The sequence below is a fragment of the Serratia sp. CY84636 genome (assembly GCF_052166245.1).
GTDB classification, from domain to species: Bacteria; Pseudomonadota; Gammaproteobacteria; order Enterobacterales; family Enterobacteriaceae; genus Serratia; species Serratia nevei.
Genome location: NZ_JBJNOX010000012.1, coordinates 166,387 through 182,192, shown reverse-complemented (window position 1 = coordinate 182,192; position 15,806 = coordinate 166,387). Strand labels below are relative to the sequence as shown.

Here is a 15,806-nt window from a genome sequence, read left to right as displayed (position 1 = left end):
GAGTGGGACGATGGTGACACTGGAAGATGTCGCGGCGCTGGCGGGCGTTTCGCGCGCCACCGTATCGCGCGTGGTGAACGGCGACAGCAACGTCAAGGCGCCGACCCGCGAGAAGGTTGAACGCGCCGTCGCCCAGCTCGGTTATACCCCCAACCCGGCGGCCCGCGCGCTCGCCTCCAGCCACAGCAATACCCTCGGGCTGGTCACCACGTCGTACCGCGGCGGCTTCTTCGGCGCGCTGATGGACTTCGTGCAGACCGAGGCCGAATCCCACGGCAAACAGCTGCTGGTGACCCAGGGCCGCAACAGCGCCGAAAACGAATGGCAGGCGATACAGCGGCTATTTAGCCTGCGCTGCGACGGCGTGATCCTGCACGTGCGTTTTCTCAGCGACGATCGGCTGCGCCAATTGGCGGCGGAACAACGTGATTTCGTGTTGCTCGATCGTCTGGTACCGGGGCTGGAAGCCCGCTGTGTCACCTTCGATCACCCGCTCGCCAGCCGCATGGCGACGCAGCAACTGCTCGATGCCGGGCACCGGCGCATCGCCTGCATCAGCGGCCCGCGTGAGCGCCCGTCGAGCCGCCTGCGGCTGCAAGGGTTTGAAGAGGCGATGCAGGCGGCGAATATCGAACCGGTGGCCTGCCTGGAGGGCGTTTACGATCTGGAGAGCGGTTACCGCTGCGCCGATCGGCTGCTGCAGCAAGCCGCGCGGCCCAGCGCCATCTACTGCTGCAACGAAGAGATGGCGATCGGCGCGCTGCTGGCGATCAACGAGCACCGCCTGCGGGTGCCGCAGGATATCTCCTTGATCTGCTACGACAGCGGCGAACGCGCGCCTTTCGTGCGCCCGGCGTTAAGCAGCGTCCATTTTCCCATCAGCGAGATGGCCCAATACGCGGCGCGCAGGCTGATCGACCCCGCCACCCCGGCGCACCGGTTTGAGCCGACGATCGTCAACCGTGATTCCATTGTGACGGTGCGCAAATAGATCACAATAATGCGCATCACCCCTTCATGGGTTACATCAAAAAATCGACAGCCATCACAAAAAATCCCGTTGTCTGTGCTAGGATCCGCCCCCTGGTGGCCTGATCGGGACTTTTTTCTGCGTTTGTCAGGAAAAGCCAGCGGCCTTATGCCAGCTTTAAAACCTCTAACAGACATATTCAGGCCTATACAATGAATGACAGTAACCGCATACGGCTTACCTGGATCAGCTTCTTTTCGTACGCGCTGACCGGTGCTTTAGTGATCGTCACAGGGATGGTGATGGGAAACATTGCAGAGTACTTTAACCTGCCGGTTTCCAGCATGAGTAACACCTTTACTTTCCTCAACGCCGGTATTTTGATTTCGATCTTCCTCAATGCCTGGCTGATGGAAATCATCCCGCTGAAGCGTCAGCTGATCTTCGGCTTTGTCCTGATGGTGCTGGCAGTCGCAGGGCTGATGCTCGGCAAGAGCCTGACCATGTTCTCGCTGTGCATGTTTATCCTCGGCGTGGTTAGCGGTATCACCATGTCGATAGGCACCTTCCTGATCACGCACATGTATGCCGGCCGCCAGCGCGGTTCACGCCTGTTGTTCACCGACTCCTTCTTCAGCATGGCCGGGATGATCTTCCCGATCGTCGCTGCGATGCTGCTGGCCCGCCACATCGGCTGGTACTGGGTTTATGCCTGCATCGGCCTGCTGTACGTGGGGATCTTCGTGCTGACCCTGTGCTCCGAATTCCCGGTGCTGGGCAAGAAAGGTGCCGACGCCGGTCAGCCGGTCGAGAAAGAAAAATGGGGCATTGGCGTGCTGTTCCTGTCGATCGCCGCGCTGTGCTACATCCTCGGCCAGCTGGGCTTCATTCAGTGGGTGCCTGAGTACGCCACCAAGTCGTTCAACATGGACATCGGCCAGGCCGGTAAGCTGGTGAGCGACTTCTGGACCTCTTACATGGTCGGCATGTGGGTGTTCAGCTTCATCCTGCGCTTCTTCGATCTGCAGCGCATCGTTACCGTGCTGGCCGCATTGGCTACCGGCGCAATGTACCTGTTCGTCAGCACCGACAACCCGGAGCACCTGGGCTACTACATCATGGCCCTGGGCTTCGTTTCCAGCGCCATCTACACCACGCTGATCACCCTCGGCTCGCTGCAGACCAAGGTCTCCTCACCGAAGCTGGTCAACTTTATCCTGACCTGCGGCACCATCGGCACCATGCTGACCTTCGTGGTCACCGGCCCGATCGTGGCGAAAGGCGGCGCGCACGCAGCGCTAACCACCGCCAACGGCCTGTACCTGGCAGTGTTCGTGATGTGTCTGCTGCTGGGCTTCGTAACCAAGCACCGCAGCCACGGTCACGTGACGCACTGATTTCTTTTTATTAAATGCACCAAGGGCGCCCGCAAGGCGCCCTTTTTTATGTACATTTTTCACACTTAATTATACATTGTTTATACATGAACAATGGAGAGGGATTGCTCATGAAAGTCTTTATCAAAAAATGGGGCAACAGCGCAGGAATGCTGGTGCCCTCAGCGCTAATGAACGAGCTGGAACTCCAGGTAGGTCAGGAAATGGACATGCAGGTCATCGATGGAACGTTGGTCATTAAACCGGTTAAGAAACGCTATTCACTGCAGCAATTGCTCGATAGCTGTGACGGTGAAGCGCCGGCCGCCGCAGACGACAACTGGGAACACATGCCGCCGGCGGGGAAAGAAGTATGGTGAAGCGCCCCGTTTTTCAGCGCGGAGATCTTATCCGGGTCAGCCTGAATCCCGTGGTTGGCCGTGAGCAGCAAGGCGACTTTCGTCCGGCACTGGTGCTTTCTCCCCGCGAGTTTAATGCGCTGGGCATGGTGCTAGTTGCCCCTATTTCACAAGGGGCTAATTTTGCCCGTACAGCGGGTTTCACCGTCAGCCTGAGCGGGAGCGGCACCGCAACGCAGGGCGTCATCTTGATCAACCAGGTTCGCATGATGGATCTGGCCGGGCGCAGCGCGCAATTCGTTGAACGTGCTCCTGGCGAAGTCATCGCCGACGCGCTGGCACGGCTTCAGGCAATCATCGACTAACGCCGAAAATCCACCGTCTCTTCCTGCTGCAAATGCAGCGTGGTTTCCGCCGGCCGCGTTTCAGCGATCACCGCCCCCTGGCGAATCGAATAACGCACCGGCGTCTGGCGGCGCACCGCGTCGAAGCCGCTTTCCGCCGGCAGGATCACCAGGTTGGCGCTGTTGCCGGCCGCCAGGCCGTAGTCGCTCAGGTTAAGGGTGCGCGCGCTGTGGTGGGTGATCAGCTTCAACCCATCGTCGATCTGGCCATAGCCCATCAGCTGGCACACGTGCAGCCCCATATGCAGCACCTGCAGCATGTTGGCGGTGCCGAGCGGGTACCAGGGATCGAACACGTCGTCATGCCCGAAGCAGACGTTGATCTCTGCCTCCAGCATCTCCTTCACCCGCGTCACGCCACGCCGTTTCGGGTAGCTGTCGAAACGCCCCTGCAGGTGAATATTCACCAGCGGGTTGGCGACGAAGTTGATGCCGGACATTTTCAGCAGGCGGAACAGCCGCGAGGCGTAAGCGCCGTTGTAAGAGTGCATCGCCGTAGTGTGGCTGGCGGTGACTTTCGCCCCCATCTCCAGCTTCAGCGCCAGCGCCGCTACGGTCTCGACGAAGCGCGACTGCTCGTCGTCGATTTCATCGCAGTGCACGTCCACCAGCCGATCGTATTTTTGCGCCAGCGCGAACGCCTTATGCAGCGACTCCACGCCGTACTCGCGGGTGAATTCGAAGTGCGGAATGGCACCCACCACGTCGGCCCCCAGCCGCAGCGCCTCTTCAAGCAGCGCTTCGCCGTTAGGATAGGAAAGGATCCCCTCCTGCGGGAAGGCGACGATCTGCAGCGTCACCCAGGGCGCCACCTCCTGCTTCACCTCCAGCATGGCACGCAGCGCGGTCAGCGTGGGATCGGAAACGTCGACGTGGGTACGCACATACTGCACGCCGTTGGCGATCTGCCACTTGAGCGTTTGCCAGGCGCGCTGTTTGACGTCTTCATGGGTCAGCAACGCTTTGCGTTCGGCCCAGCGCTCAATGCCCTCGAACAGCGTGCCGGACTGGTTCCAGGCCGGCTGACCGGCGGTTTGCGTGGTATCCAGGTGAATATGCGGTTCGACGAACGCCGGCAACGCCAGCCCGCCCTGCGCATCCAACACGTCGCTGCGCCACTCCTGCCCTTCCGGCTGCGGCACCAGATGCGCGATGCGCCCCTGTTCGATCGCCAGTTGCCACAACCCTTCATGCCCGCTTAAACGCAGGTTGTCGATAAACTTCAATGGACGTTTCGCCACCCTTCACCTCTGCCGTTGCGCTGGTTTTCTTCATCATACTGGCAGTGGATCGCGCTGACAAAGTCGCCGTTGCCTGCCTACCCCCTGCGTTTACTCCCTGCGGGGTAATTTGCATGCAAACTGACTCGCTTCAGCTAAAGGTGAATAAAATCCGCAACTTATCAAAAAACGTGAAAAATCATCCATATACCACGTTAGAGGTATATAGGGGTGTGATTGATTTGCATCAATAAATTGCCCATCGGGAGAGATAAGGTAAGCCTAGGAAACCAGAATTTTGAGGCAATAATGAGCAGAGTCAAACTTGCCGTCGTCGGCAATGGCATGGTCGGCCACCGGTTCATCGAAGATCTGTTGGATAAAGCAGACAAAGACCAGTTCGAAATCACCGTATTTTGCGAAGAGCCGCGCATCGCTTACGATCGCGTGCACCTTTCCTCCTACTTCTCGCACCACACCGCAGAAGAGCTGTCGCTGGTGCGCGAAGGCTTTTACGAAAAACACGGCGTGAAGGTACTGGTCGGCGAACGCGCTATCACCATCAATCGCGACGAGAAGGTCATCCACTCCAACACCGGCCGTACCGTCTATTACGACAAGCTGATCATGGCCACCGGCTCCTATCCGTGGATCCCGCCGATTAAAGGCTCGGATAGCCAGGACTGCTTCGTTTACCGCACCATCGAAGACCTGAACGCCATCGAAGCCTGCGCGCGCCGCAGCAAACGCGGTGCGGTAGTCGGCGGCGGACTGTTGGGGCTGGAAGCCGCTGGCGCGCTGAAAAGCCTGGGGGTGGAAACGCATGTGATCGAGTTCGCTCCGGTGCTGATGGCCGAACAGCTCGACCCGATGGGTGGTGACCAGCTGCGCCGCAAGATCGAGCGCATGGGCGTCAAGGTACACACCGGCAAAAATACCCAGGAGATCGTCAACGGCGGCGGCACGGCGCGCAAAACCATGCATTTCGCCGACGGTAGCCTGCTGGAAGTGGATTTCATCGTGTTCTCCACCGGCATCCGCGCCCAGGACAAGCTGGCGCGTCAGTGCGGGCTGGAGATTGGCCGCCGCGGCGGCATCGCCATCAACGACAGCTGCCAGACGTCGGATCCGGACGTGTACGCCATCGGTGAGTGCGCCGCCTGGCGCGATCGCACCTTCGGCCTGGTGGCACCGGGTTACAAAATGGCGCAGGTGGCCGTCGATCACCTGCTGGGCCGCGAAAACGGCTTCCAGGGCGCCGACATGAGCGCCAAGCTGAAGCTGCTGGGCGTAGACGTCGGCGGCATCGGCGATGCCCACGGCCGCACCGAGGGCGCCCGCAGCTACGTTTATCTGGATGAAAGCAAAGAAGTCTACAAACGCATCGTGGTCAGCGCCGACAACAAAACCCTGCTGGGCGCGGTGCTGGTGGGCGACACCAGCGATTATGGCAACCTGCTGCAGCTGGCGTTGAACGGCATCGAACTGCCGGAAAACCCGGACGGCCTGATCCTGCCGGCCCACGCGGGCAGCAAACCGGCCATCGGCGTGGATTCGCTGCCGGAAAGCGCGCAGATCTGCTCCTGCTTCGACGTCAGCAAAGGCGACATTATCCAGGCGGTCAACAAAGGCTGCCACACCGTAGCGGCGCTGAAGGCCGAAACCAAGGCCGGCACCGGCTGCGGCGGCTGCATCCCGCTGCTCACCCAGGTGCTGAACGCCGAGCTGAGCAAGCAAGGCATCGAGGTCAACCATCACCTGTGCGAACACTTCGCCTACTCGCGCCAGGAGCTGTTCCACCTGATCCGCGTCGAAGGCATCAAGTCGTTCGAGGTGCTGCTGGCTAAATACGGCAAAGGCTACGGCTGCGAAGTGTGTAAACCCACCGTCGGCTCGCTGCTGGCCTCGTGCTGGAACGAATACATCCTCAAGCCGCAGCATACGCCGCTGCAGGATACCAACGACAACTTCCTCGGCAATATCCAGAAAGACGGCACCTACTCGGTGATCCCACGCTCCGCCGGCGGCGAAATCACCCCGGACGGCCTGCTGGCCATCGGCCAGATCGCTAAGGAATACAATCTCTATACCAAAATGACCGGCTCGCAGCGCATCGGCATGTTCGGCGCGCAGAAAGACGATCTGCCGGCCATCTGGCGCAAGCTGCTCGCCGCCGGCTTTGAAACCGGCCACGCTTACGCCAAGGCGCTGCGCATGGCGAAAACCTGCGTCGGCAGCACCTGGTGCCGCTACGGCGTCGGCGACAGCGTCGGCTTCGGCGTCACGCTGGAGCATCGCTACAAAGGCATCCGCACCCCGCACAAAATGAAGTTCGGCGTCTCGGGCTGTACCCGTGAATGCGCCGAGGCGCAGGGCAAGGACGTCGGCATCATCGCCACCGAGAACGGCTGGAACCTGTACGTCTGCGGCAACGGCGGCATGAAACCGCGCCACGCCGACCTGCTGGCCGCCGACCTCGATCGCGAGACGCTGGTGCGCTATCTCGACCGCTTCATGATGTTCTATATCCGCACCGCCGATAAACTGCAGCGCACCTCGGTGTGGCTGGAAAGCCTGGAAGGTGGTATCGACTACCTGCGCAAGGTGATCGTCGACGACAAACTCGGCATCAACGACCAACTGGAAGCGGAGATCGCCCGCCTGCGCGATGCGGTGATTTGCGAGTGGAAAGAGACCGTCGAGCATCCGGAAACGCAGCTGCGCTTCGCCCACTTCATCAACAGCCCACTGCGCGATCCGAATGTGCAGGTGGTGGCCGAACGCGACCAGCACCGCCCTGCGCGCCCGGACGAGCGCATTCCCGTCACCCTGATCGATACCGAGGAGAGCCACGCATGAGCCAGTGGATTACCGTTTGTCCCGTCGCCGACATTCTGCCCGGCACCGGCGTGTGCGCCCTGATCGGCGATCGGCAGGTGGCGGTGTTCCGCCCCTATGCCGACGAGCAGGTGTTCGCCATCAGCAATATCGACCCGTTCGCCCAGGCCAGCGTGCTGTCGCGCGGCCTCATCGCCGAGCATCAGGGCGAGCTGTGGGTCGCCAGTCCGCTGAAGAAACAGCATTTCCGCCTGTACGACGGTCACTGTCTGGAAGACGACAGCCGTTCCGTCGCCAGCTTCACCAGCCGGGTGGTCGACGGCATCGTGCAAGTCGCGGCATAACCTTTCGGGAGGCAACATGTTTACCGACACGATAAATAAATGCGCCGCCAACGCGGCGCGCATCGTCCGCCTGGCGAAGGAGAGCCCGCTCGGCTTCTGGATCAGCTCGGCGATGGCCGGCGCCTACGTCGGCCTCGGCATCATCCTGATCTTCACCCTCGGCAACCTGGTCGACCCAAGCGTGCGACCGCTGGTGATGGGCGCCACCTTCGGCATCGCGCTGACGCTGGTGATCATCGCCGGTTCCGAGCTGTTCACCGGCCATACGATGTTCCTGACGCTCGGCGTCAAGGCCGGCACCATCCGCCAAAGCCAGATGTGGGCGGTGCTGCCGCAAACCTGGCTCGGCAACCTGCTCGGCTCGGTGCTGGTGGGCCTGGGGTATTGGTACGCTACGCCGCGCACCGAACGCCCGCAGGCGGCGAAAGCCGCCGCACGCCAGACCGCCTGAGTTTTCGGGGGCGCATTTCGCCCCCACACTGATTACCCCGAGGAGTGCCGATGGACTACCTGCCGATTTTCTGCCAACTGCAACATAAAGCCTGCCTGCTGGTGGGCGGCGGCGAGATCGCCGAACGCAAGGCGCGCCTGCTGCTGGATGCCGGCGCAGCGCTGACCGTCAACGCCGTGGACTTCACCCCGCAGTTCCGCCTGTGGGCGGAAGAAGGCCGGTTGACGCTGGCCGAAGGCGAATTCAGCCCGGCCCTGCTGGCGGAAAAATGGCTGGTGATCGCCGCCACCGACCGGCTGGAGGTCAACGCACGGGTGTATCAGTGCGCCAACCAGCAGCGGGTGTTCTGCAACGTGGTGGACGATCCGAAACGCGCCAGCTTTATCATGCCGTCAATCATCGATCGTTCGCCGATCATGGTGGCGGTGTCCTCCGGCGGCAAAGCGCCGGTGCTGGCGCGGCTGCTGCGCGAGAAGCTGGAAGCGATGCTGCCGCAGCACCTCGGCAAGCTGGCCCAGCTGGGCGGCTCGCTGCGGCAGCGGGTAAAACAACGCTTCAGCAGCCTCGGCGCGCGCCGTCGCTTCTGGGAACGGTTATTCGCCCACGATCGGCTGGCGCAGTCGCTGGCCAACGACGACGCCACGCTGGCCGAACGCCAGCTCGAGCAGCTGTTCAGCGAACAGCCGGAAGATCGCGGTGAAGTGGTGCTGGTGGGCGCCGGGCCGGGCGATGCCGGCTTGCTGACGCTGAAAGGGCTGCAGCAGATCCAGCAGGCCGACGTGGTGGTTTACGACCGGCTGGTCTCCGAAGAGATCATGACGCTGGTGCGCCGCGACGCCGAACGCATCTTCGTCGGCAAACGCGCCGGCCACCACTGCGTGCCGCAAGAGCAAATCAACCAAATCCTGCTGCAGCAGGCGCAGCAAGGCAAACGCGTGGTGCGCCTGAAAGGGGGCGATCCCTTTATCTTCGGCCGCGGCGGCGAAGAGCTGGAGACGCTGGCGGACGCCAACGTGCCGTTCTCGGTGGTGCCGGGCATCACCGCCGCCTCCGGCTGTTCCGCCTACAGCGGTATCCCGCTTACCCACCGCGACCATGCGCAGAGCGTGCGCCTGGTGACCGGCCACGCCAAGGCCGACGGCGGATTGGACTGGGCGACGCTGGCCGCCGGGCAACAGACGCTGGTGTTCTATATGGGGCTGTCGCAGGCAGCGGAGATCCAACGCCAGCTAATAGCGAATGGATTGACGGCCACCACGCCGGTGGCGCTGGTAGAAAACGGCACTTCCTGCCGCCAGCGGGTGATCGAAGGCGAGCTCGGCCAACTGGGCGCCCTGTCACTGCAGGCCGCCAGCCCCAGTCTGATCATCGTCGGCAGCGTGGTCAGCCTGCGCAGCAAACTCAACTGGTTCGCCAGCGAGGCATCACCCGTCAGCCTGGCGCAAATGGCGTGATACCGACGTAAAAAAAGCGGCCACAGGCCGCTTTTTTTATTTTCGCCGGCGTTACGCCTGCGGCGGTACGAAACCGACGGCCTGATAGACCTTCGCCAGGGTTTCCTGCGCGCGCGCGCGGGCCTTGGCGGCGCCGTCGCGCATCACCTGCTGCAGATAGGCTTCGTCGTTACGGAAGCGGTGATAGCGCTCCTGCAGCTCACCCAGCATGCCGGAGACGGCTTCCGCCACCGCGCCTTTCAGGTGGCCGTACATCTGGCCTTCGAACTCGGCTTCCAGCTGCGCGATGCTCTTGCCGGTCACGCCGGCGAGAATATCCAGCAGGTTGGAGACGCCCGCCTTGTTGACCACGTCGTAACGCACGACAGGCGGCTCTTCCGAGTCGGTCATTGCGCGTTTAATCTTCTTGGTCACCGCTTTCGGATCTTCCAGCAGGCCGATCACGTTGTTGCGGTTATCGTCCGACTTGGACATCTTCTTGGTCGGTTCCTGCAGCGACATCACGCGCGCGCCGGATTTAGGAATAAACGGCTCCGGCACTTTGAACACGTCGCCGTACAGCGCGTTGAAACGCTGGCCCACGTCGCGGCTCAGTTCCAGGTGCTGCTTCTGGTCTTCGCCCACCGGCACCTGGTTGGTTTGATACAGCAGGATATCCGCCGCCATCAGCACCGGATAGCTGAACAGCCCGGCGTTGATGTTCTCCGCGTAGCGCGCGGATTTGTCTTTGAACTGCGTCATGCGGCTCAGTTCGCCGAAATAGGTGTAGCAGTTCAGCACCCAGCTCAGCTGCGTGTGCTCAGGCACGTGCGACTGCACGAAGATGGTGCTTTTTTCCGGATCGATACCGCAGGCCAGGTACAGCGCCAGCGTATCCAGCGTGGCTTTGCGCAGTTTCTCGGCGTCCTGGCGCACGGTGATGGCATGCAGATCGACGATGCAGTAGATGCAGTCGTAGTCGTCCTGCATCTGCACCCACTGACGCAGCGCACCCATGTAGTTGCCGATGGTCAGTTCGCCGGACGGCTGCGCGCCGCTAAATACGATGGGCTTACTCATGTTTAAATTTCCTGATTCTCTAAAGATGACAGCCCAAGAGCGGGCAACAAATCGGCAAAGCGCTCCAACACCCGATCGGGGTGGCTCAGGGCTATCGATTCGCCGTAGTTATAACCGTAGGTAAAGCCGACGCTTGGGCAACCGGCGCCCTGCGCGGCTTGAATATCGTTGCGTGAATCGCCGACGAACAGCAGTTCATGCGCGCGCAGCCCAAGCTTGCCGAGCACCAGATACAACGGCGCCGGGTGCGGTTTCTTTTCCGTCACGTCGTCGCCGCCGATCACCAGCGAGAAATAGTCGCCAATCCCCAACGATGCCAGCAGCGGCGCCACGAACGGCGTCGGCTTGTTGGTCACCAGCGCCATCGGGTAGCCGTGCGCGGCCAGTCGGGCCAGCGTCTCTTGCACCTGCGGGAACAGGCGGCTACCGCTGTCGACGGTCTGCGCATAGAAATGGTCGAAGCGTTCACGCAGCCGGCCGCACTGTTCCGGCGTGCCTTCCGCTTCCGCCCAGCGCAGCGCGCGCTGCACCAGCACGTCGGCGCCGTTGCCGATCCAGGTGCCAACCCGCTCCTCACCCGCTTGCGGCAGGCCCGCTTCTTCCAGCGCCATATCGATGGCGGCCGCCAGGCCCGGCGCGCTGTCGACCAGCGTGCCGTCCAGATCGAAGGCCAATGCGCGGATCGCGCCGAAATCAGCCATGGGAAACCTTCGCCAACTCGCTGCGCATCTCGTCGATCACCTTGCGGTAGTCCGGCTGGCCAAAGATGGCGGAACCGGCGACGAACATATCGGCGCCCGCAGCGGCGATTTCGGCGATGTTATCCACCTTCACCCCGCCGTCGACTTCCAGGCGGATGTCGCGACCGCTGTCGTCGATCAGCTTGCGCACCTGGCGCAGCTTGTCCAGGGTGCCGTGGATGAACGACTGGCCGCCGAAGCCCGGGTTAACCGACATCAGCAGGATCACGTCGATTTTATCCATCACGTAGTCGAGATAGCTCAGCGGCGTGGCCGGGTTGAACACCAGGCCGGCTTTACAGCCGTGCTCTTTGATCAGCTGAATGGTGCGATCGACATGCTCGGAAGCTTCGGGGTGGAAAGAGATATAAGACGCGCCGGCCTTGGCGAAATCAGGCACGATGCGGTCCACCGGCTTGACCATCAGGTGCACGTCAATCGGCGCGGTAATACCGTAGTTGCGCAGCGCTTCGCACACCATCGGACCGATGGTCAAATTGGGCACGTAGTGGTTGTCCATCACGTCGAAGTGCACCACGTCACCGCCTGCGGCCAGCACGTTGGCGGTATCTTCACCTAACCGGGCAAAATCTGCCGACAGAATGGACGGGGCAATCAAAAACTTTTTCATCCGCTTCTCCAAACGTAGGGTCGAGTTGTTATGCGCCGGGGTGCCCCCGGCTTAGCGATACAGCGCCAAAAGCTCGTTCACTTTGCTGCGGCCGAGAATATTGCGGCTGATCGTGCGGCGCGCTTTCACCACATACAGCGCAGCATTCTGGTACCAGTCGCGCGTCAGTTCGGTATCGTGATTGGAGATCAATACCGGTACCCGGCTCTCTACCGAGAGCTGATGCGCCAGTTGCGCCAGGCTCTGCTGATCGGCGATGCTGAAGCTGTTGGTGTGGTAAGCGGTGAAATTCGCCGTCGCCGACAGCGGCGCATAAGGCGGATCGCAATACACCACGGCGCCGGCCACGGCCTTCGCCATGGTATCGCGGTAATGCTCGCAGACAAAAGTGGCATTGCGCGATTTTTCAGCAAACCAGTAGAGCTCTTCTTCCGGGAAGTACGGTTTCTTGTAGCGGCCGAACGGTACGTTGAACTCGCCGCGCAGGTTATAGCGGCACAGGCCGTTATAGCAGTGGCGGTTCAGGTACAGGAACAGCAGCGCCCGGCGGTAAGGCTCGGTGCTAGTATTGAACTCTTCTCGCAGCAGGTAAAACTGATCCGAGTTATTGAATTCATCGGCGAAAAGCGTGCGGGCATCGCGCACGAAGTCATCAGTGCGCAGCTTAACGATGTTATACAGGTTGATAAGATCGCTATTGATGTCGGCGAGAATGTAGGCGTCGTAATCCGTATTCAAGAAGACGGATCCCGCACCCACGAAGGGCTCGATTAAGCAGTCTCCCGCCGGCAGATGGCGACGAATCTCGTCTACCAGCGGGTATTTTCCACCAGCCCATTTTAAAAAAGCGCGGTTTTTCTTCATGCCGTCAATTAGCTACTTATACAATTCAGAGCGGCGGATTGTACTCTGTTTCAGACAGCACATCAGCGCACAAATTTAAATGATTTATTTTTTAAGATCTTGCTGTACCTGATGTACAGGTCGGACCCATGGTTTTTTCGCCTGTACATCCGCCGGCAACGAAGCAATGGCGCGCTTCGCTTCCGCGGAAGACGCGTAGTTGCCGCTTACCAGCACATACCACGGTTTGCCGTCACGCTTGGTGGCGTACACCAGGTAGTTCTGCAGCTTCTGCTGTTTGGCGTAGGCGTTCAGCGTATCGGAACGCGAAGCGCTGCTCAGCTGCAGCGTGTAATGGCTGCCCGGTGCAGACTGCAGCGAACTGCCGCTGCTGCTGCTGACCGCTCCCGCTTTCGCGGTGGAAGACGGCTTGGTTGGCGGCGTATACACCGTGGTCGGTGATTTATGCTGCGTCGCGGTCGGTTTGGTGGCGGCGGTTTTCGCCGGCGTTTTATGCTGTTGCGGCGTGGTGCCTTGCACAGGGCGCGTCGCCTCGCGCGCCGCAGCGCCGCTCATCACCGTTGCCGGTGCAGTCGGCAACGTCGACGCTGCGCCGGTCATGCCCTGGGTTGCGGCATCCACCTGCCCCTGCTGCTGCGACAGCGCATCCGCCATGTTGCCCGGCAGATCGACGCGCTGCTGCGCACCGCCCTGCTGAGGCTGAGTTTGCGCTTCGGTCGGCGTGCCGGAGATCGGCGGAACGCTGACGTTCTGCGGTTGCTGCGGCTGAGTCGCGCTCACACCGTTGTTATCGTGGGTATCCGTCGTGCCGCCCGGCACGCCGTTGTTGGCGGTGGTCAGCGACGAAGAGCCGGACAGGTTGATGTCGCGAGCCGCGCCGTTTTGCGCGCCGCTATCCTGAGCCGCCTCATGCTTGGTCGGCGCCTTCAAGGCGGAACCGATGCCGATAATCAGCAGCAACAGCACCAAAATGCCGATGCCGATCATCAAATGCTGGCGCGAAACGGCGAAGCGCGGCGCGGCGGCCGGCTTGCGCGAACGCGTAGGACGACGATCGCTGCTATCAGGTCTGAGATCGTCTTCCGGTTTAAACTCGTCCATCTGAAACCCTCCAACTAGAGGCAAAAGCCCACCACCGTAGACCTACCGTGGCACGGGCAGATTAACCCGATGATGGCAAAGCGACACCCGTCGTGCTCTGCTCACTGTATTAATATAGATGCAAATGGCGGCTAAGCCACTGTTACTTGGTCCGATTTAATTACGCTGCTGCTCAGGCAGGCAGGCGGCGATCGACGCCAGCACCAGCTCATGCCCTACGCCGCCGCGCACTTCGGCCGCACCGATCGCGGTCGGCAGCACCAGACGCAGTTCACCCGCCAGCACTTTCTTGTCGCGCAGCATGTGCGGCAAATAGGATTCCGGCGTCATTTCCTGCGGCCCGCAGACCGGCAAGCCGGCGCGCAGCAGCAGCGTTTTGATGCGTTCGATGTCTTCAACGGAGAACTGGCCGAGACGGTGCGCGGTTTCCGCCGCCATCACCATGCCCGCAGCCACCGCTTCGCCGTGCAGCCATACGCCGTAGCCCATTTCGGCTTCGATGGCGTGGCCGTAAGTATGGCCCAGATTCAGCAAGGCGCGCAGGCCGCTTTCGCGTTCGTCGGCGGCCACGACCTCGGCCTTCAGCTCGCAGCAGCGGCGGATACAGTAGGCCAACGCCTGCATATCCAACGCCATCAGCGCATCGATGTTGTTTTCCAGCCAGACGAAGAACTCGCGATCGAGGATGATCCCGTATTTGATAACTTCAGCCAAGCCGGAAGAGAGTTCACGCGTCGGCAACGTTTTCAGGCAATCCAGATCAACCACCACCGAAGCGGGTTGATAGAAAGCGCCGATCATGTTTTTGCCGAGCGGGTGGTTGACGGCGGTCTTGCCGCCCACGGAAGAATCCACCTGCGACAACAGCGTGGTGGGAACCTGAATGAAGCGCACGCCGCGTTGATAGCACGCGGCGGCAAAGCCGGTCAGATCGCCGACAACGCCGCCACCGAGCGCGATCAGCGTCGTGTCGCGCCCGTGCGGTTTTTCCAGCAGCGCCGAAAACACCTGCTCCAACACCGCCAGAGATTTGTACTGCTCACCATCGGGAAGGATCACCTGATCCACCACGACGCCGCCCCGCTCCAGCACCTGCCGGACGCGCTCCAGATAGAGCGGCGCCAGGGTCTGGTTGGTGACCAACATCGCTTGCTCACCCGCCTTCAACGGCATAAAAGAAGCCGGATCGTTAAACAATCCGGCGGCGATGGTAATCGGGTAGCTGCGCTCCCCAAGCGTTACAGTAATTCTCTCCATGTCGCGCTCAGTTCTCTGTATGGTGCGGCGGTGGTTGATCCCCGCAGCGGCGGGGAACACAAATCAGTTTTCCGCATTGGCCGACGGCGAACGCGAAAATCGGCAATCAGTTGCTTTCCAGCATGTTGATGATCTGGTTAGCAACCACTTTAGCGCTCTGATCGTCGGTGCGGATGGTGACATCGGCAATCTCTTCATACAACGGATTGCGCTCTTTCGCCAAGGCTTCCAGCACTTCACGCGGCGGAGAATCGACCTGCAGCAGCGGGCGTTTTTTATCACGCTGGGTACGAGCCAGCTGCTTCTCGATCGTGGTTTCCAGATAGACCACCACGCCGCGCGCGGACAGACGGTTGCGCGTTTCGCGCGACTTCACCGAACCGCCGCCGGTCGCCAACACAATCCCTTGTTTTTCCGTCAGTTCATTAATGACTTTTTCTTCACGATCGCGGAAACCTTCTTCCCCTTCCACGTCGAATACCCAGCCCACGTCAGCTCCGGTACGTCGCTCAATTTCTTGATCGGAGTCGAAGAACTCCATATTGAGTTGCTGAGCTAACTGACGGCCAATAGTGCTTTTGCCGGCACCCATAGGCCCAACCAGAAAGATATTGCGTTTCTCTGCCATGTTTTTCGGTATTACTAAGACAATTCGTTAATGTTAACCCGCCCCGCCAATCAAATCAGCGGCGGGACCTAAACTGAAACCTCATGAGCGATAGTGCGAGATCAGACGAA

Annotated in this window: 15 protein-coding genes and 1 pseudogene; 8 read left to right on the top strand and 8 right to left on the bottom strand. The window is 60.9% G+C overall.

Going from position 1 to position 15,806, the window contains the following annotated elements; genetic code table 11:
- Window positions 1–10 precede the first annotated feature (10 nt).
- The 4 genes from ACJ8QI_RS23325 (at window position 11) to ACJ8QI_RS23310 (ending at window position 3,070) form a co-directional block, all read left to right on the top strand.
- The gene (locus ACJ8QI_RS23325; RefSeq protein WP_038878117.1) at window positions 11–991 is read left to right on the top strand and encodes a LacI family DNA-binding transcriptional regulator; all 981 of its coding nucleotides are present in this window, start codon (window positions 11–13) and stop codon (window positions 989–991) included.
- A gap of 191 nt (window positions 992–1,182) precedes the next feature.
- Window positions 1,183–2,367 (top strand): MFS transporter TsgA, encoded by a 1,185-nt coding sequence (tsgA, locus tag ACJ8QI_RS23320; protein WP_033636290.1) that lies wholly within the window; start codon window positions 1,183–1,185, stop codon window positions 2,365–2,367.
- 110 nt (window positions 2,368–2,477) lie between these two features.
- Window positions 2,478–2,726 (top strand): AbrB/MazE/SpoVT family DNA-binding domain-containing protein, encoded by a 249-nt coding sequence (locus tag ACJ8QI_RS23315; protein ID WP_089197522.1) that lies wholly within the window; start codon window positions 2,478–2,480, stop codon window positions 2,724–2,726.
- Entirely contained in the window at window positions 2,720–3,070 is a 351-nt protein-coding gene (locus ACJ8QI_RS23310) for a type II toxin-antitoxin system ChpB family toxin (protein WP_089197523.1), read from the top strand. The genes ACJ8QI_RS23315 and ACJ8QI_RS23310 overlap by 7 nt, the downstream gene beginning before the upstream one ends.
- Here the strand turns inward: ACJ8QI_RS23310 and ACJ8QI_RS23305 are convergent.
- The gene (locus tag ACJ8QI_RS23305) at window positions 3,067–4,335 is read right to left on the bottom strand and encodes a cytosine deaminase (RefSeq protein ID WP_038629982.1); all 1,269 of its coding nucleotides are present in this window, start codon (window positions 4,333–4,335) and stop codon (window positions 3,067–3,069) included. The two genes, ACJ8QI_RS23310 and ACJ8QI_RS23305, sit on opposite strands and share 4 nt — an antisense overlap.
- A gap of 303 nt (window positions 4,336–4,638) precedes the next feature.
- On the opposite strand from ACJ8QI_RS23305, the gene nirB reads away from it, so the two are divergent.
- The 4 genes and pseudogenes from nirB to cysG all read left to right on the top strand — a co-directional run bounded on the left by nirB (window position 4,639) and on the right by cysG (window position 9,416).
- On the top strand, window positions 4,639–7,188 hold the full coding sequence (gene nirB, locus ACJ8QI_RS23300) for a nitrite reductase large subunit NirB (protein WP_442533159.1): 2,550 nt from the start codon (window positions 4,639–4,641) through the stop codon (window positions 7,186–7,188).
- Window positions 7,185–7,511, top strand: coding sequence for a nitrite reductase small subunit NirD (nirD, locus tag ACJ8QI_RS23295; RefSeq protein ID WP_038878129.1), 327 nt, complete (start codon window positions 7,185–7,187; stop codon window positions 7,509–7,511). Before nirB ends, nirD begins: the two co-directional genes overlap by 4 nt.
- 16 nt (window positions 7,512–7,527) lie before the next feature.
- A pseudogene (locus tag ACJ8QI_RS23290) lies at window positions 7,528–7,905 on the top strand (formate/nitrite transporter family protein); the annotation flags it as partial.
- A 107-nt stretch (window positions 7,906–8,012) separates the two neighbouring features.
- Window positions 8,013–9,416 carry a siroheme synthase CysG gene (gene cysG / locus ACJ8QI_RS23285; protein ID WP_442533158.1) on the top strand — a complete coding sequence of 468 codons (1,404 nt, stop codon included), beginning with the start codon at window positions 8,013–8,015 and terminating at the stop codon, window positions 9,414–9,416.
- A gap of 51 nt (window positions 9,417–9,467) precedes the next feature.
- Here cysG and trpS read toward each other — a convergent pair whose 3' ends face one another.
- From trpS to aroK, 7 genes are all read right to left on the bottom strand, one after another.
- A complete protein-coding gene (gene trpS, locus ACJ8QI_RS23280; protein WP_025304534.1) occupies window positions 9,468–10,475 on the bottom strand; it encodes a tryptophan--tRNA ligase in 1,008 nt (335 codons plus the stop codon).
- Between the two features lie 2 nt (window positions 10,476–10,477).
- Window positions 10,478–11,176, bottom strand: coding sequence for a phosphoglycolate phosphatase (locus tag ACJ8QI_RS23275; protein ID WP_038878137.1), 699 nt, complete (start codon window positions 11,174–11,176; stop codon window positions 10,478–10,480).
- Entirely contained in the window at window positions 11,169–11,846 is a 678-nt protein-coding gene (gene rpe, locus ACJ8QI_RS23270; RefSeq protein WP_019456160.1) for a ribulose-phosphate 3-epimerase, read from the bottom strand. Before rpe ends, ACJ8QI_RS23275 begins: the two co-directional genes overlap by 8 nt.
- A gap of 51 nt (window positions 11,847–11,897) precedes the next feature.
- A complete protein-coding gene (gene dam / locus ACJ8QI_RS23265; protein WP_038878140.1) occupies window positions 11,898–12,710 on the bottom strand; it encodes an adenine-specific DNA-methyltransferase in 813 nt (270 codons plus the stop codon).
- A gap of 84 nt (window positions 12,711–12,794) precedes the next feature.
- Window positions 12,795–13,811 carry an SPOR domain-containing protein gene (locus tag ACJ8QI_RS23260; protein ID WP_442533157.1) on the bottom strand — a complete coding sequence of 339 codons (1,017 nt, stop codon included), beginning with the start codon at window positions 13,809–13,811 and terminating at the stop codon, window positions 12,795–12,797.
- 156 nt (window positions 13,812–13,967) lie between these two features.
- Window positions 13,968–15,068 (bottom strand): 3-dehydroquinate synthase, encoded by a 1,101-nt coding sequence (gene aroB / locus ACJ8QI_RS23255; RefSeq protein ID WP_060424528.1) that lies wholly within the window; start codon window positions 15,066–15,068, stop codon window positions 13,968–13,970.
- A 106-nt stretch (window positions 15,069–15,174) separates the two neighbouring features.
- A complete protein-coding gene (gene aroK / locus ACJ8QI_RS23250) occupies window positions 15,175–15,696 on the bottom strand; it encodes a shikimate kinase AroK (RefSeq protein WP_004391482.1) in 522 nt (173 codons plus the stop codon).
- Window positions 15,697–15,806: the final 110 nt, after the last annotated feature.

Excerpts from the sequence above, each read along its gene's own strand:
- ACJ8QI_RS23325 (WP_038878117.1), top strand. The coding sequence starts at position 11 with ATGGTGACACTGGAAGATGTCGCGGCGCTGGCGGGCGTTTCGCGCGCC.
- tsgA (WP_033636290.1), top strand. The coding sequence starts at position 1,183 with ATGAATGACAGTAACCGCATACGGCTTACCTGGATCAGCTTCTTTTCG.
- ACJ8QI_RS23315 (WP_089197522.1), top strand. The coding sequence starts at position 2,478 with ATGAAAGTCTTTATCAAAAAATGGGGCAACAGCGCAGGAATGCTGGTG.
- ACJ8QI_RS23310 (WP_089197523.1), top strand. The coding sequence starts at position 2,720 with ATGGTGAAGCGCCCCGTTTTTCAGCGCGGAGATCTTATCCGGGTCAGC.
- nirB (WP_442533159.1), top strand. The coding sequence starts at position 4,639 with ATGAGCAGAGTCAAACTTGCCGTCGTCGGCAATGGCATGGTCGGCCAC.
- nirD (WP_038878129.1), top strand. The coding sequence starts at position 7,185 with ATGAGCCAGTGGATTACCGTTTGTCCCGTCGCCGACATTCTGCCCGGC.
- cysG (WP_442533158.1), top strand. The coding sequence starts at position 8,013 with ATGGACTACCTGCCGATTTTCTGCCAACTGCAACATAAAGCCTGCCTG.
- trpS (WP_025304534.1), bottom strand. The coding sequence starts at position 10,475 with ATGAGTAAGCCCATCGTATTTAGCGGCGCGCAGCCGTCCGGCGAACTG.
- ACJ8QI_RS23275 (WP_038878137.1), bottom strand. The coding sequence starts at position 11,176 with ATGGCTGATTTCGGCGCGATCCGCGCATTGGCCTTCGATCTGGACGGC.
- rpe (WP_019456160.1), bottom strand. The coding sequence starts at position 11,846 with ATGAAAAAGTTTTTGATTGCCCCGTCCATTCTGTCGGCAGATTTTGCC.
- dam (WP_038878140.1), bottom strand. The coding sequence starts at position 12,710 with ATGAAGAAAAACCGCGCTTTTTTAAAATGGGCTGGTGGAAAATACCCG.
- ACJ8QI_RS23260 (WP_442533157.1), bottom strand. The coding sequence starts at position 13,811 with ATGGACGAGTTTAAACCGGAAGACGATCTCAGACCTGATAGCAGCGAT.
- aroB (WP_060424528.1), bottom strand. The coding sequence starts at position 15,068 with ATGGAGAGAATTACTGTAACGCTTGGGGAGCGCAGCTACCCGATTACC.
- aroK (WP_004391482.1), bottom strand. The coding sequence starts at position 15,696 with ATGGCAGAGAAACGCAATATCTTTCTGGTTGGGCCTATGGGTGCCGGC.